This window comes from Terriglobia bacterium, from assembly GCA_020073495.1.
Taxonomy (GTDB): Bacteria; Acidobacteriota; Terriglobia; order Terriglobales; family Acidobacteriaceae; genus JAIQFD01.
This window is the reverse complement of record JAIQFD010000004.1, coordinates 473,903-489,475: the sequence shown is the minus strand read 5'-3', so window position 1 is coordinate 489,475 and position 15,573 is coordinate 473,903. Positions and strand designations below refer to the sequence as shown.

Here is a 15,573-nt window from a genome sequence, read left to right as displayed (position 1 = left end):
ACTTCTATCTGACTCTCTTCGCAAACTCCTCGTACCCTTTGCGGCCCAGCAAGCCGTAAGTCAGCTTCTTGCTTAGCTCGACCCCGGGCTGGTCAAAGGCGTCCACGCCGTAGAGTTCGCCGGCGAAGGCGGTCTGGAACTCCAGCGTCTGGAAAAACGCTCCGATGGTGTACTCATCGACCTGGGGCAGGGTCCAGCGGCAGTTGGGCCGCCCAGCCTCGGTGAGCGCGGCCTGAGTGGCGCGCATCTCGGCGTGGAAGAGCTGCGACATCTTCTTGCCGCCCAGATACCCGCACGACTCGTACTCTTTGAAATCACGCGGAATGCGCAGGTCGGCGCGCGGCTTCGCCACCTCCCAGAAGGTGATCATCTTGTCGCGCGGGCCCTCCATATAGAGCTGCGACTGGGAATGCTGGTCGGTGACGCCCAGTGCGGCCACGGGCGTCTGTCCGGTCTCCACCACCGCGCCCTTGCGGTCCACGCGCTTGCCCAGGCTTTCGGCCCAGAGCTGCCGGTACCAGAAGGCAGCGCCCCACAGAAACGACGAGTAAGCGTAGACGACCTCGATCGTTTTCCTTTTCTTCGTATTGAGTCCGTGATGCACGAGCGCAGACGCCAGCGCGTGGTTCTGCTCCAGGTCACGCGACCAAGCGAGTTGGTTCGCGTCCCTGGCCCCGCGCATGATCTTGCCGATGTCCAGGCCGATCAGCGCCGCGGGCAGCAGGCCGACCGGAGTGAACACGCTGAAGCGGCCGCCGACGTTGCCGGGAACGAAGAACAGCGGATACTGCTCCTGCTTGGCGATGCCCAGCAGGTCGCCTTTGTGAGCGTCGGTCACGGCCACGATGCGGGAGCGAGCGCGCTTGCCCAGCGCGTTGACCATCCACTCGCGAACGATCAGGAAGGTGGAGAGCGTCTCGGCGGTGGAGCCGGACTTGGCGATCACACACGCGACCGCGCGCTTGGGATCCACGCGTTCCAGCGCCGCAGCGATGAAGCCCGGGTCCACGTTGTCCAGCACCGCCAGCCGCGGACGCGGCTCCCGCGTCTTGCCGTTGGATCGGCCGCCGAGGCGGGTCTGCACCGGATGCGGGCCGCGCAGCGCAACGTCGAGAGCGTAGGAACCGAGAGCCGACCCGCCAATGCCGACGACCACTACGTCATCGACTTCGCCGCGCATGTCATCGGCGAATTCCGAGATGGCACGCGCGGTGGTGCGGTCGTCAGGCAGGTTCGGGAAGCCGATCTCGCCCGAATCCACGCGGGCGCGAAAGGCGCCGAGCGCCGCCAGGGCGGCAGAGCGGTCAAGATCTCCGGAAGACAGGCCGTCGGCGCCGACGGCCGTGCTCATCGCGTTTTCATAGGAAAAATGCACAGGAGCTTTCATGGCAGAACTCCGTGGGATTGCGAACGGAAGTGTAAACGAAACCAGTCGGCAGTCGTTAATCGTCAGTCTTTCGCCGCAGAGGGCTGGACCCGGCGATTGACCTATGGCTAGTAGCTGCGCTGTGTCAGGTAGGTGCGCGTGATCTTGTCGTGCCAGCAGAGCCCGTCGGGATCGAGCAGGGCCCAGGCGAAGCCGAAGCCGACGGAGATGCAGGAGACGACCATGGCCAGCGCGCGCCAGCGGCGCTGCTCGGGACCTACGCGTCCGCCCTCGAAGGTGCTCAGGCGCAGGTCGGCCAAGCGCATGCCCGGCGTGGTTGCCCCGTGGACCAGGAAAATGTAGTGGTACACCGCCCAGAAGAACGCGGGGATGGCGATCTCCAACGCCAGCGACAGGCGGGTGCGTGGCATGGCGTCGGTCATCTGCACGAAGATCATCGCGAATAGGGCGGCGCCGGCCAGGACCACGCACGTATCCACCACGGCGGAGAAGATGCGCAGGCCGCGCGCGGCCACGCGGAGTTGCTCGGGCTCCCGCTCGACCTCGATCGAGTGCTCTTCCAGGGTGATGGGAGCGAGCGACACGCCGCCGAACTCGGGCGGCGCGATGTCTTCGGGCGGCGCCTCGAGGATGCGCGGCGTCTCGATGACCGGCTCGGCCAGCTCTTCGGCGATCACTTCGGCCGAGCGCGGGAACTCGATGACCTTGGGCTCGGCGATCGCCGGCGGCGGTAGCTCGATCACCGCGCTCGGCGCTTGCCAGGTTGCGCCGGCGGCGACGACGGCGGACAGGTCCGGCTGTGCCCTGTCAAAATCGAAGCTCAGCAGCGCACTGGGGTCCGGTCGGCGGCGCCCGCGACGCGTGCGGTAGGCGTCCACGCGCGAGGCGACTTCCTCGCGCCACACGGAATCGCTGCGATAGAAATCCGCTTGTGAGTCCGGGAGCCGCGTTGATTCCGGCGGCGCATCGAGGCTGGCCAGGAACTGCTGTTCGGAATCCTGGAAATGCTCCGGATCGATGAGGACAGCGACATGACTGCCGGCCGCCGACGACGCAGCAGCGTCAGGGGCCCGGTCAGCGTACGAGCAGGTGCAGCTCTCTCCGCACAGGGGACAAGCCATCGTTCGGTTGTGAGACGGCCAGAGCAGCGGGAGCGCAAACATTCTTTGCGACAGAGGGTGCGGCGTGCTAACTTCGACCGCTCCCCATGTTCTCCCGCAATTGGTTAAGTATCACGGCACTTATCTTTTGTCATGTGCTTCTGGCGACACCGGTAGTTACTAGCCAGTTGCCGCCGGTGGCATCGAATCCCGCGCCCGACGCGGCGGATGCGCCGCAGCAGTCCCTGCCCGCGGCCGAGTCCACCTCCAATCGCCCCGGCGAGCCGGTCACCATCAAGGCACGAGAGCAGGAGAAAGAGGGCGACGTCTTCAAGCTGCGCGGCGACGTGGAGATCGAATTCCGCGAGCTGGTCTTCCACGCCGACGAGATCACCTACGACTCCAAAAGCGGCGAACTGACCGCCACCGGACACCTGGTGCTGGACGGCGGCCCCCACGACGATCACATCGAGGCCAGCCGCGGCGAGTACAACGTGCGGAAGCAGACGGGCCGGTTCTGGGACGTGGTGGGGAGCACGGGGGCGCGCTTCCGCGGTAAGAACGTCACCCTGACTTCGTCGAACCCGTTCGCCTTCACCGGCAGGATGGTGGAGAAGGTTTCGCCCGACCGTTACATCCTGCACCACGGATCGGTGACCTCGTGCGAACTGCCGAATCCCAAGTGGACGTTCAACGCGGAGAAGGTCATCGTGGACGTGGGTGGCACGGCCAAGCTCTACAACGCCAATTTTCGGGTGAAGAAAGTGCCCATTTTGTATCTTCCGTTCGCCGAGCATCCGGTGGACCGGCTGGGACGGCAGACCGGGTTCATGATCCCGACCTTTGGCACCTCGTCGCGCAAGGGCCTGGTCCTGGGCGACTCGTTCTACTGGGCGATCAACCGCAGCGCGGATGCCACCATCGGCGCCGAGTACTACAGCAGCCGGGGTTGGTCGCAGAGCGGCGATTTCCGCGCCCGGCCTAGCGATACGTCGTTCGTGAACCTGCATTACTTCGGCGTGCTGGACCGCGGCTTCTTCAACGGCGTGACCGTCCAGGACCAGGGAGGCGAGGACGTCCACTTGAACGCCGAGGGCCAGTTCCCGGGCGGATTCCGGGGAGTGGCGTCGGTGGAGTATCTGAGCTCGTTCGTCTTCCGCCTGGCATTTACCGAGACTTTCAGCGAGACGGTGAACTCCGAGGTGAAGTCGGCAGCGTTCCTCTCCAAGACCTACAACGGCTACTCATTCAACCTGCTGACCGCGCGCTACCAGAACTTCCAGAGCACCGAGAACGGCGACTACGTCAGCATCCTGCACGTGCCCACGTTTGACGTGGGGACGGTGGACCGCAAGCTTTCTTCGACGCCGCTGTACTGGGGCTTCGACGCCGCTGCGGAAGGCCTCTCGCGCAAGGAACCGGGCTTCGTGACCGCCGATTTCGTGGGCCGGCTCGACATCCACCCACGCGCTTCGCTCCCCCTGTTCCTCGGCGGCTGGACGGTGCGTCCGGAGATCGCATTGCGCGATACCTATTACTCGGAGCAGCTCCAGCCGGTGCCGGGCGGGCCCGGCGTGCCCATCCCGAACGACATCAACCGGCGGGCGCTGGAAACCTCGTTCGAGCTGCGACCTCCCACTCTGGGCCGGATCTTCGACAAGCCCGTCTGGGGACGCCAGGTGAAGCACACCATCGAGCCCCGGATCGTCTATCGCTACACGACGGGAGTGGATAATTTCCCCTTCATCATCCGCTTCGACTCGCGAGACATCCTGAGCGACACCAACGAGATTGAGTACGGCATCCTGCAGCGGCTGTATGCGAAGCGGGTTTCGGGCGAGGATTGTGCTCCGGCGGCCTCCGCGCAGCGCACAGTGACCCCGTCGCAGGCGAGCCTGGAACGGTCCGCGAAGGGCCGCACCGTGGCCGAACCACAGGGCGGTTGCGCCACCGGCGCGCGCGAGATCGTCACCTGGGAGGTGGCGCAGAAGTATTTCTTCGACCCCACCTTCGGCGGAGCCGTGGTGGACGGGAAGCGCAACGTGTTCACCACCACCGCCGGCTTCACGGGGATCGCTTTCCTCACCGAACCGCGGCGCTTCTCGCCGCTGGTCTCGCGGCTGCGGGTTCGCACTACCAGCAACACCGACGTGCAGTGGGAACTCGATTACGACACCGTGCTGGGGCGCGTGAACGCCAGCACCGCGTTCGTGAACTACCGTATCGGAGACTTCTTCCTCGGCGGCAGTCACGCTTATCTGCTCGCGCCCGGCGAGATCTTTTCATCGCCCATCCCGACGCCGCTGCCGGCGCCCGACAAGTTCAACCAGTTCCGCATCATCACCGGCTACGGGAACCCGTCGAAGCGGGGCTTCAGCGCGGCGGGCAACGTAGGCTTCGACGCCAATTTCAACTTCCTCCAGTACTCAGCCTTCCAGACCAGCTACAACTGGGATTGCTGCGGGCTCTCGATGGAGTATCGCCGCTTCGCGCTGGGTTCGGTGCGCAACGAGAACCAGTTCCGCTTCGCCTTCACGCTGGCGAATGTGGGGACGTTCGGGAACCTGAAACGACAGGAACGAATCTTCTGAATCAGTACGCAGTACTCGGTACCCAGTACTCAGTCGACTGCGGTTTTTCTGAGTACCGGGTACTGAGTACCGAGTATTTCTTCGTTACAATCGGACGAATGACTGTGGAAGACAAACGCGCGCTGCTGGACCGACGATTGCGCTCCCTTGGGCGCGTGCTCGTCGCTTACTCCGGAGGCGTGGATTCGGCTTTCCTGGCATGGGCGGCGCACCAGGCGATCGGCAAGGACATGCGCGCCATCATCGCCGACTCTCCGTCGCTGGCCCGCACGCACCTGCAGGACGCCATCGCTTTCGCCGGGGAACACGAAATCCTCCTCGAGGTCGTCAGCACCCAGGAAGTGGACCGGCAGGAATATGCGCGCAACGACGCTGCCCGCTGCTATTTCTGCAAGGACGAGCTCTTTACGGTGATGGAGCGGTACCGCGAGGCGCATGGCTTCGACACGATCGCGTACGGCGTCAACGTGGACGACCAGGGTGACTTCCGGCCAGGGCAGCAGGCCGCGCAGCAACACCGCGTGGCCGCGCCGCTGCTCGAGGCCGGGTTGACCAAGGCCGAGATCCGCGAGCTGGCCCGCCAGGCCACGCTGCGCGTCTGGGACAAGCCGGCGTCGGCCTGCCTGTCGTCTCGCGTCGAGTATGGCCGCGAGGTCACGCGCGAGGTGCTGGCGACGGTGGAACAGGGCGAGGACGAACTGCGCGCGCTCGGTTTCCGCCAGTTCCGCGTGCGGCACCACGGGGAGACCGTGCGCCTGGAGATCGCACCTGAGGAGATGGCGCGCGCGCTCACGCCCGAAATGGCGGCGGCGTTCACCCGGATCTTCAAGATGCTGGGGTACACATACGTCACGCTCGACCTGGAAGGTTTCCGCTCGGGGTCGCTGAACGCTGTACTGCCGCTGCGCGCGCTCAACTCCAAACCGTGACCCCCGCTCGACCTGACCTCCGTAATCCGCAAGAAATGGCGCGCATGCGATAATTGGCTTTTGGCCGAAGGAAGGCGGTTTTCCCTGTGATCCTGCGCAAGCGGCCCCTGTCGCTGGTTCTGCTGTTCTGTCTCGGATGTTCGGCCCAGCCGGCCCAAAACGCCCCCGCCGACCTCGACAAGCGAATTGCGCGCCAAGTGCGTGAGCATTACAACATCCCCTCCGAAGTGGCCATCACCGTGGGGAGCCGCAAGCCCAGCGAGTTTCCCGGCTACGATAAGCTCGAGGTGATCTATGTCCAGGGCTCGCGCAAGACGCCGAACGAGTTCCTGATCTCGCAGGACAGCAAGACGCTGGTCCGCATGACGAAGCTCGATCTGACCTCTGACCCGTACGAGGAAGTGATGAAGAAGCTCACGACGGCGGGCCGGCCGTTGCGCGGAGCGCGCGATTCGAAGGTTGCGGTGGTCGTCTTCGACGATTACCAGTGCCCCTTCTGCTCGCGTATGCACCAGACGCTGTTCCGCGAAGTGTTCAAGGACTACCAGAACCGCATGCACGTCATCTACAAGGATTACCCGCTGTTCGAGATCCATCCCTGGGCCGGTCGCGCCGCCAACGACGCCAACTGCTTGGCGGAGCTGAACAACGACGCGTTCTGGGATTTCGCCGACGCCGTGCACCTGAATCCGCAGCAGATCGTGGGCACGGGCGAGAAGAAGCGCGGCCTACCGGAACAGATGGCCGCTCTCGACCTGCTGGCCTTCGACCTGGGCAAACGGCACGGCCTGGACTCCGGCTGGCTCCAGGCCTGCATCAAGGCGCAATCGGACAAGACCATGCGGGACTCCGTGAAGGAGGCCGAGGCGCTGGATGTCTACGCGACTCCCACGTTGTTCATCAACGGGCGGCGCCTGGAAGGCGCGCTGGACGCTTCGGAGCTGCGTGCGACACTGAATGAGGCGTTGCGCGATGCCGGGCAGCCCGCCCCCGCGGCCCCTCCGGTTCCCTCGGTGCACATCACACCCGCTCCGCAGGCGATTCCTCCGGCCATGCCGGAGGGAGCCGCAACGAATAAGTGATGCGCTCCGCACGCGTGGTTCGCTACAATCACTTGTTCGCGATTGGCGCGCCCGCTGCGATGCGCGGCGGCCGCCTGTCCCGCGAACGGAGGACTCATCGTTTGAGATCGTACGGCCCGAAGGCTTTGGTGTGGCTGGCGCTGGCGCTCATTCTGGCGCTGGCCGGGGGCTGCCGTTCCAAGGAGACCGGCGCCGACATCATGGCCAAGGTCAACGGCAAGAAGATCACGCGCGAGGAAGTCGAGAAGTACTACAAGAACCAGACCGCCGGGTCCAACCAGCCGCTCACCGGCGAGCAGGCCACCATCCTTCACCTCAACATCCTGAAGAGCCTGATCGAGGACGAGATCATGCTGCAGCGCGCGCAGAAGCTGGGCCTGCTGGCCACCGACGAGGAAGTGGACAGCAAGCTGGCCGAGCTCAAAGCGCCCTACACCCAGGAAGAGTTCGAGCGCCGGTTGAAGGAGCGCGCTATCACGGTGGACGACTTCAAGCGCGAGTTGCGGCGCAGCCTGACCGTGGACAAGGTCCTGAACAAGGAGATCAAGTCGAAGATCTCCATCTCCGATGCCGACGTCAGCAAGTACTACAACGAGCACAAAGCCGAGTTCAACCTGATCGAGCCGCAGTACCATCTGGCCCAGATCACGGTGTTCAACCAGCCGACACCGGACGCAACCGGCGAGAACAAGGCCACCAACGACGCCGACGCGCGCAAGAAGATCCAGATGATCCTCAATCGCCTGGAGAGCGGCGAGGACTTCGGATCGGTCGCCATGCGCTACTCGGAAGACCCCAATACTGCGGGGAACGGAGGCGATGTCGGCTTCATTCCCGAGTCCAGCGTCAACCGCGACTCGCAGGCCAAGGAGTTCATCGGCAAGCTCAAGGCTGGGCAGATCAGCGGGGTGCAGCCGGTGTATGACTCGTCGCGCAAGGTGATGGGCTACCGCGTCATCAAGCTGGTGGCCAAGGAGCCGGCGGGGCAGCGCGATCTCAGCGACCCGCGGGTGCAACAGGCCATCCGCGAGCAGCTCCGCGGCCGCCGCGAGCAGCTCCTGAAGGCCGCGTATTATGAGAGCGTCCGCGATGAGGCCAAGATCGAGAACTACTACGCGGACGAAATCCTGAAGAGCGCCGGGAAGTGATCGCCGATTGCGGGCGTTCGAGCCCGCAGCGCCCATCCCGGGGCCGCAGGCGGAAGGATCTCACTTTTCACCGAGACACAAAGAGCACAGAGGCCCCCCTGTGCTGTATCCCTCTTATTCCACGATGACCAGGGCTTCGCCGGCGTTCACGGCGGCGCCTTCGGCGGCCAGTATCTGCTGCACCACGCCCTTCTTTGGCGACTTGATCTCGTTCTGCATCTTCATCGCCTCGACCACCACCACGCCCTGGCCGGCTTCGACCTCCTCGCCCTCCTGCACCAGCACGCGGACCACCTTGCCGGGCATGGGGGAGACCAGCTTGCGGGGGCCGGAGGCATCGCTGGCAGCCGCCTTGCGGGCGCGGAAGGAGCGTGGGTCGCGCACCTCCGTCTCGTAGCGCGCCAGCCCAACAACCATGTGGGTATCGCTGGGCCCGATGGCGCGCTTGATCTCGTAGGATCTGCCGTCGATCAGGAGCGAGAGCACGTCACGCGCGGTCATCTGCGCGTCGATGTCAACCGGCTTGCCGTCCAGCTTGCAGTCCAGGCGGCCGTCCCCACGCGTGATCTCGACCTTGTGCGGCTTGCCGTCGACCATGACTTCGTAGGTCATCAGCTCCCTCGCAGCGCTTCCTGGCGCGCGGCGCGCTTCCATTCCGGCGTACGGCTGGAGTTGGACGCTGAACCATTCGTGCCGGCGCCGTCGGCCGCCGGGTCGGTGAAAGTGAACAAGGCGGCGGCAATGGCGGCGATCCCGGGGTCGCCGTCGCGCGCAGTGTGCACCGCTCGCGCCTCCTTGTCGCCATTCAGCAACCGGTCGAGGAAGCCGGTGTCGATGTTGCCGGCGATAAAATCCGGCTCCTGCAGGATGCGGCGGAACAGCCCCAGATTGGTCTTGATGCCGCCCACGAAGTATTCCTGCAGCGCGCGCTGCAGCCGGCCGATGCACTCCATCCGCGTCGGGGCGTAAGCGATCACCTTGGCCAGCAGCGGGTCGTAGTCCACCGGGACGACGATGCCCTCGTACATGCCGCTGTCGCGCCGGATTCCCGGTCCCGAGGGCTGGAGCAGGCGCGTGATTTTCCCCGGTGAGGGCATGAAGTTGTTGTCCGGGTCCTCGGCGTACACGCGGCACTCGATGGCGTGCCCGCGGATGGTGATGTCGTCCTGCTTCAGCGCCAGCTTTTCGCCGCTGGCGATGTGGAGCTGGAGGTGGACGAGGTCGAGTCCGGTGACGAACTCCGTGACCGGGTGCTCCACCTGGAGACGCGTATTCATCTCCAGGAAGTAGAAGCGCTTGTCCCTGTCTACCAGGAACTCGACGGTGCCGGCATTGCTGTAGCCGGCGGCCTTGCCCACCTTGACCGCGGTCTCGCCCATGCGGCGGCGCATGTCAGCGTCCACGATCGAGGACGGCGCCTCTTCCACGACCTTCTGATGGCGGCGCTGTACCGAGCACTCGCGCTCGCCGAGATAGATCAGGTTGCCGTGCTCGTCGCCGATGATCTGGATCTCGATGTGGCGCGGGTTCTCGAAGAGCTTCTCGATGTAGACCTCGTCGTCCTTGAAGGAGCGCAGGGCCTCGCTGCGGGCCGCGTCGTAGGCGGAGCGCAGCTCGGGCTCGCTGAAGACGCGGCGCATGCCTTTGCCGCCGCCTCCGGCTGCGGCCTTGATCATGACCGGATATCCGACCTCGCGCGCCACATGCAGCGCGTCGCCGAACGTGGGCAGGCCCTTGGCCGAACCCGGGACGAACGGCACTCCAGCCTGCTCCATGGCTACGCGCGCGCGGGTCTTGGAGCCCATCAGGCGCATGGATTGGGGGGAGGGCCCGATGAACACCAGCTTGGCGTCGCGGCACGCCTGCGCGAATTCCGCATTCTCGGAGAGGAAACCGTAGCCGGGATGGATGGCCTGCGCGCCGCTGTTCTTGGCGACCGCGAGCAGCTTGTCGATGTTCAGGTAGGACTGGGCGGCGGGTGCGGGCCCGATGTGGTAGGCCTCGTCCGCCTTGCGCACGTGCAGCGCGGCGCGGTCCACGTCGGAATAGACGGCCACCGACTGGATGCCCAGCTCGCGGCAGGCGCGGATCACGCGCACGGCGATCTCGCCGCGGTTCGCGATGAGGATCTTCTGGAACATGGGGGCCCGTCCGGCGAAACGAAAATTGTACTGCAATCGCTCCCCCAGCGTGTGACGCAGCGCACATCCCCACGTGTCAGGTGAACAAATGCGAGAGCCTCCCGGGGGGGAAGGCTCTCGCGCTCTGAGGGAAGGATCCTGCACCGCGAACGGCGGTGACAGCGGAACTACTTCGACGGCTGCTCCAGCGTGATGCCGCCGGGCTGGGCCGCCTTCTCCGCTTTCTGTTTCTTGGTGATCATGGTTTTGGCGACCCAGTCGTCGGCCGTCTTCAGGTCGGCCTGCCGCTGATCCAGATCTTCGCACTCCAGGTCCGCCTTCTCGCGGAACAGCAGGTTCATGTACGCCATGGCGTCGTCATAGTCCGGGCGGAGTTCGAGCGCCTTTTTCAGGTTGTCGATGCCGTCCATGATGACGTTCCAGTTCTTGTCCTTCAGCGCGGCGCAGACCTTCTTGTCTTTGAGCTGCTCGTCTGGCTTGAGGCCGATCTTGGCGCGCTCCTCCATGCGGGGCGCGTAAGACTGCGTCCAATCGATGACACCGATGGCGTAGTAGGCCTCGGGATCGTTGGGGTCAAGCTGCTTGGCCTTGTTGTGGTACTCCTTGGCCTGGTCGAACTTCTTCATTTGGAAGTACAGGGCCGCGATGCCCTTGACGCTGTTGACGCTCTTCCGGTCCTTTTCCAGGACCTTCTTGAACTCCTCGATAGCCTGCTCTGCCAGGCGGTTGTTCTCGGGCGTGTCAGCACCGGGGATGTACTGCTGGGCGTAGGCGGTCGCCAGGTACAGGCGGGCGACGTTCAGGTTAGGATCGAGCGCGACGGCGTTCTTGAATCTCTCGATCGCCTCTTCGAAACGGGCGTTCTTGTACGCCTGTACGCCCTTGTTGAGCTGGTCGCGGGCCTTCAGCTTGTTACAACCGGTGACGGCCAGCAGCGCTGCCGACATGGCCAGCACCGCGATCAGCTTTGCGGCCCACCATGCCAGGTGCTTTCTCTCGCTTCTGTTCATGAGTGCTTGCATCTCCTTGCCAGAAAATCCGGGCTGACAGCCGGTCCGTTGCGAACGGCCGGCCCTCAGCTCCTCCTGGCGGTATGAAACCCGTATGCGCAACGATGCGCACGGGACCTATGCCTCTCCCGTGCGCGTGCGCCAGACCTCGCGAGCCCTATTGGCCCTGCTCGATCTTGGCCGTGATCAGGCCGACCTTGTCCACACCGGCGGCGTGGGCGATGTCGATGACCTGCGCCACGTCGGCGAACTGCAGTTCGGTATCGCCCTTGACGAACATCACCTTCTCGGCGCGGGTCTTATAAATGTCCTCGAGACGTGTCTGGAGATTGTCCCAGGTGGCGTCATCCTGGTTGATCTTCAGCGCAGGACGCTCCCCACCGGGCAAATGGATCACCTGCACCACGACGGTGCGATCCGTTGGTTCGCTCTTGGGGGCGTTAGGCGGCGGCGGCTGCGGCACCAGGGCCTCCAGGCCCTTGGGCGTCAGCGGCGTGATCACCATGAAGATGATCAGCAGCACCAGCAGCACGTCGATGAGCGGCGTCACGTTGATGTCCGCCGAGGGACCGCCCTTCCCTCCTCCTGCTGTCATTCCCATTGCATTAACCTCGTCATTTCTTCGTGGCGTCGCCCGAAGTGCCGCCAGCGGCCGGAACGCCGGGCGGCGGGGCGAAGGAGCCCGACTTGCGCTGTTCGGTGAGCAGGCCGAGTTGGTCCACGCCCGCGGAGCGGACGTTATCCACCACTTCCACCACGTTGCCATAGCGGACGCGTGCGTCCGCCTTAATGAACACGCGTTTGTCGGTACGGTTCGCCAGCCGCTCCTTCATCTTGTTGGTGAGCTGGTCGGGCGAGATCTTGTCGGAACCGAAGAAGACCGTGCCGTCGCGCTGGATCGCGACCAGCAGTGCGTCTTCCTTGTCCGCATCCTGCATCTGGATCGGGTTATTGGTGCGCGCAAGGTCCACGCTGACGCCCTTCTGCAACATGGGCGTGATCACCATGAAGATGATCAGTAGCACCAGCATCACGTCCACCATGGGGGTGACGTTGATGTTGGAATTGATCTTGCTGCCTTCGTCTCGTTTTGCCAATGCCATAAGAGTCTTGACTCCTGCGAAGCCGCCGCGCAACCCATGCGGCACGGGCGGCTCGCGCCCGTGCCTTCAAGCCTGTGTCGCGCGAAGGGCCGGTGTTACCGGCGGATCGCGTTCCGGCGCTTCAGGAAGTAATCGATCAGCTCGCTGGAGCTGTTGTCCATCTCGACGTCGAACGCCTCCACCTTATTGGTGAAGTAGTTGAACATCATCACGGCCGGGATGGCGACGAACAGACCGATGGCCGTGGTCACCAGCGCTTCCGAGATGCCACCGGCGACGGCGCCCAGACCGGTCGCCTTCTGCGCCTGAATCCCCTGGAAGGCGTTGATGATGCCGACCACGGTACCCAGCAGCCCCACGAACGGAGCCGTGGACCCGATGGTGGCCAAGCCGCCCAGGCCACGCCTGAGTTCGGCGTGCACGATGGCCTCAGCGCGTTCCAAGGCGCGACGGCTGGCTTCGATGTCCTCGCCCGGGATCTCATTGGACTCGGAGTGCGCCTTGAACTCCTGCAAGCCCGCGGTGACGACCTTGGCCAGGTGGCTCTTCTTGTTGCGCTCGGCCACGCGGATGGCTTCGTCGATCTTGCCCTCGCGCAGGGCGCCGGCCACGGCCGGGGCGAACGCACGCGACTGCTTGCGGGCCGCGCCAAAGGCGATCCAGCGGTCGATCATCACCCCGATGGACCAGGCCGACATGATGAACAGGATGATGACCACGATCCTGGCCATCCATCCCATCTGCTTCCAAAGCGAGACCGGGTCCCAGCCCACCTGCGCCTCCTGGAACATCCAGAGCGCGAAGGTGGGGAAGTTGGCAAGTGCTACAGCTGATAGGCTAGTCAAAAGCATGGGTTGATCCTTTCCTCCTCAGAACATCCGAAACTTGTTTGCGCGAATCAGAACCTCGAGATTTCAGACCGTTGTTGCTGCGAGCGGGGCTGGGCAGTCGCTCCGTGCGGGGCGGCCGCCTGTCCTCCGGTTCATCCACCTAGGCTGAAGATCACACTCACGGTGGTTTCCACTTCGACGGGCTCTCCGTTCAGATAGTAGGGCTTGTACCGCCACTGCTTGACCGCTTCGACAGCAGCCGGGATCAGCATGGGATGGCCGCTGATGGCACGCAGATTTTCCACCACTCCAGCCTTGCTGATGACCGCCTGCAGCATCACCGTGCCCGAGATGCGGGCGTTCTTGGCGATCGGCGGGTAGACCGGCGTCACCTTGTTGATCAGGTTGCCCTGCTGCACGCCGGATGAGACACGCACGCGCTGCGGGGTCGCAACCTTGGGAACCGCTATCGGAGTGGAGCTGATGATGCCGCCGATCACGCCGCCCATCTGGCCGCCGGGCACGCCGCCCGGGACGCCACCCACCACGCCACCCATCCCGCTCACCACCGGAGGCGCCTCTTCTTCCTTGATCATGGCGACTTTCTGGGGGATTTTGGTGGGAGTGCGGAGCTGTCCGTCCACCAGGTCGGTCTGCACCACCTTCACCGCCTTGATCGGTATCGCCGCCGGCGGCGGCGGCGGGGGCGGCGGCGGCGGCGCCACCAGGAAGGTCATCAACTGCTGCTTGGGCAGCGCCTCAGTGTAGATCAGCGGGATGAGGATCATCACGCCGATCAGCATCACCTGCACCACGAACGACACGGCGGTCGTCCATCCGCGGCCGGTCTTTAATCTGCCGCCAGACTCTATAAGGCTGTCTTCAAACATAGCCTTCTCCCGTGGGGTTAATTCCCAATCATTTAGACACCGCAGGGGCCGATTTTGCTCCCGCGCTATCCCATCCGGCCGCGGCCGGAGAGGGCTGTTTCATTTCGAGACCACCCTAACGGGGAACAGGGGCCCCGAACGCAAAATGATGGCCTATGCCTTGACTCGGACCTTCTCGCGCCGGCTGCCCTCGTTCGAAACCACCACCGGACCGCGACCGCTCCGGGCCGACCGCCACTCCTGGTACGCCACCACCATCGGGGCAGCCACCGCGATCGAAGAGTACGTACCGATCAAGATTCCGACGACCAGGGCAAAGGAGAATCCGTGCAGGACCTCTCCCCCGAACACGTACAAGGAGAGCACCGTCAAAAACGTCAGACCGGAGGTCAGAATGGTCCGGCTGAGGGTCTGGTTGATGCTCTTGTTGACGATGTCCGGCAGCCGCTCACGCCGGAGCAGCTTCACATTCTCCCGGATGCGATCGTAGATGACGATGGTGTCGTTCATCGAATAGCCCACCAGGGTCAAAATCGCGGCGATAACAGTAAGTGTTATCTCCTTATTTAGCAAGGAGAAAGCGCCCACGGTGATGAGCGTGTCGTGGAAGCAGGCGACCACCGCCCCAGCGCCATAGATCCATTCAAAGCGGAACCACAGGTACACCAACATTCCGGCCAGCGAGTAGAGGGTGGCCAGCACCGCCTGCTTCTGCAGCTGCTTGCCGACCTGGGGTCCCACGATCTCCACGTTGCGCACGGCGAAGCTGGAGACGTAGAAATCCTGCTGGAGGGCCGTCAGCACCGCCGGGTCCGTCTTGCCGCGCAGCTCGTCCAGGGAGGCAATGGCGCCGCCCCGGTCCTTGTCGCGATAAGTCACGATAGCCTGGGCCACTGTGGCGTAGCGCTTTTCGGCGTCGGTGCCGGCGCGCAGCGGGTCCTTGGAGAGCAGGTACTGGGTGAGCGAGCTAAGACCGGTGTTGTTCAGGTCCTGCTTGCCCGCCGGCGTCTCCGTCTCCAGGGCCTTGATGATGTCGTTCTTCCCCTTGTCGAGCACCTGCTCGCTGGTCTCTTTGAGCTCCAGCGAGATCAGGACTTCGTTGTTCGCGGGCACGCCATAGCGCTGGATGCGGGCGTTCTTCAGCCCCGACTTGTCGAGCGTGGCGCGGATATCGTCCGGGTTCGGATTCTGGGTGAACTTCACGTACACCAGAGTCCCGCCGCGGAAGTCCACGCCCAGCGGCATTCCATGCCAGAACACCATGGACAGGATGCCGGCGATGCTGAAGATCAGCGAGAATCCGAGGAAATACCACTTCTTCCCCAGGAAATCGATGTTCGTGTTGCGAAAGAATTCCACTTA

The 15,573-nt window shown here is 64.2% G+C and carries 14 protein-coding genes; 4 read left to right on the top strand and 10 right to left on the bottom strand.

Features of this window, described 5'->3' with window-relative positions; genetic code table 11:
• Window positions 1-4: 4 nt before the first annotated feature.
• Both LAN37_12575 and LAN37_12570 read right to left on the bottom strand, forming a co-directional pair.
• On the bottom strand, window positions 5-1,351 hold the full coding sequence (locus LAN37_12575) for a glucose-6-phosphate isomerase (protein MBZ5648047.1): 1,347 nt from the start codon (window positions 1,349-1,351) through the stop codon (window positions 5-7).
• Window positions 1,352-1,494: 143 nt separating this feature from the next.
• Window positions 1,495-2,508 carry an RDD family protein gene (locus tag LAN37_12570; GenBank protein ID MBZ5648046.1) on the bottom strand — a complete coding sequence of 338 codons (1,014 nt, stop codon included), beginning with the start codon at window positions 2,506-2,508 and terminating at the stop codon, window positions 1,495-1,497.
• Between the two features lie 176 nt (window positions 2,509-2,684).
• Between LAN37_12570 and lptD the strand changes: the two genes are divergently transcribed.
• The 4 genes from lptD to LAN37_12550 all read left to right on the top strand — a co-directional run bounded on the left by lptD (window position 2,685) and on the right by LAN37_12550 (window position 8,237).
• Window positions 2,685-5,078 carry an LPS assembly protein LptD gene (lptD, locus tag LAN37_12565; protein ID MBZ5648045.1) on the top strand — a complete coding sequence of 798 codons (2,394 nt, stop codon included), beginning with the start codon at window positions 2,685-2,687 and terminating at the stop codon, window positions 5,076-5,078.
• A 98-nt stretch (window positions 5,079-5,176) separates the two neighbouring features.
• Window positions 5,177-6,007, top strand: a complete 831-nt coding sequence (gene larE, locus LAN37_12560; GenBank protein MBZ5648044.1) for an ATP-dependent sacrificial sulfur transferase LarE — start codon at window positions 5,177-5,179, stop codon at window positions 6,005-6,007.
• An 86-nt stretch (window positions 6,008-6,093) separates the two neighbouring features.
• A complete protein-coding gene (locus tag LAN37_12555; GenBank protein ID MBZ5648043.1) occupies window positions 6,094-7,089 on the top strand; it encodes a DsbA family protein in 996 nt (331 codons plus the stop codon).
• 59 nt (window positions 7,090-7,148) lie between these two features.
• Window positions 7,149-8,237 carry a SurA N-terminal domain-containing protein gene (locus LAN37_12550; protein MBZ5648042.1) on the top strand — a complete coding sequence of 363 codons (1,089 nt, stop codon included), beginning with the start codon at window positions 7,149-7,151 and terminating at the stop codon, window positions 8,235-8,237.
• Between the two features lie 114 nt (window positions 8,238-8,351).
• Here the strand turns inward: LAN37_12550 and LAN37_12545 are convergent, their stop codons facing one another.
• From LAN37_12545 to secF, 8 genes are all read right to left on the bottom strand, one after another.
• Window positions 8,352-8,891, bottom strand: a complete 540-nt coding sequence (locus LAN37_12545) for an acetyl-CoA carboxylase biotin carboxyl carrier protein subunit (GenBank protein ID MBZ5648041.1) — start codon at window positions 8,889-8,891, stop codon at window positions 8,352-8,354.
• Entirely contained in the window at window positions 8,849-10,378 is a 1,530-nt protein-coding gene (gene accC / locus LAN37_12540) for an acetyl-CoA carboxylase biotin carboxylase subunit (protein ID MBZ5648040.1), read from the bottom strand. Before accC ends, LAN37_12545 begins: the two co-directional genes overlap by 43 nt.
• 167 nt (window positions 10,379-10,545) lie before the next feature.
• Window positions 10,546-11,388 (bottom strand): tetratricopeptide repeat protein, encoded by an 843-nt coding sequence (locus tag LAN37_12535; protein MBZ5648039.1) that lies wholly within the window; start codon window positions 11,386-11,388, stop codon window positions 10,546-10,548.
• Window positions 11,389-11,545: 157 nt separating this feature from the next.
• Window positions 11,546-11,989 (bottom strand): biopolymer transporter ExbD, encoded by a 444-nt coding sequence (locus tag LAN37_12530; protein MBZ5648038.1) that lies wholly within the window; start codon window positions 11,987-11,989, stop codon window positions 11,546-11,548.
• A 13-nt stretch (window positions 11,990-12,002) separates the two neighbouring features.
• A complete protein-coding gene (locus LAN37_12525) occupies window positions 12,003-12,491 on the bottom strand; it encodes a biopolymer transporter ExbD (GenBank protein MBZ5648037.1) in 489 nt (162 codons plus the stop codon).
• Window positions 12,492-12,586: 95 nt separating this feature from the next.
• Complete coding sequence (locus LAN37_12520; protein ID MBZ5648036.1) at window positions 12,587-13,342, bottom strand: MotA/TolQ/ExbB proton channel family protein; 756 nt, start codon at window positions 13,340-13,342, stop codon at window positions 12,587-12,589.
• A 131-nt stretch (window positions 13,343-13,473) separates the two neighbouring features.
• A complete protein-coding gene (locus LAN37_12515; protein ID MBZ5648035.1) occupies window positions 13,474-14,211 on the bottom strand; it encodes an energy transducer TonB in 738 nt (245 codons plus the stop codon).
• Window positions 14,212-14,364: 153 nt separating this feature from the next.
• Window positions 14,365-15,570 (bottom strand): protein translocase subunit SecF, encoded by a 1,206-nt coding sequence (gene secF / locus LAN37_12510; protein ID MBZ5648034.1) that lies wholly within the window; start codon window positions 15,568-15,570, stop codon window positions 14,365-14,367.
• Window positions 15,571-15,573: the final 3 nt, after the last annotated feature.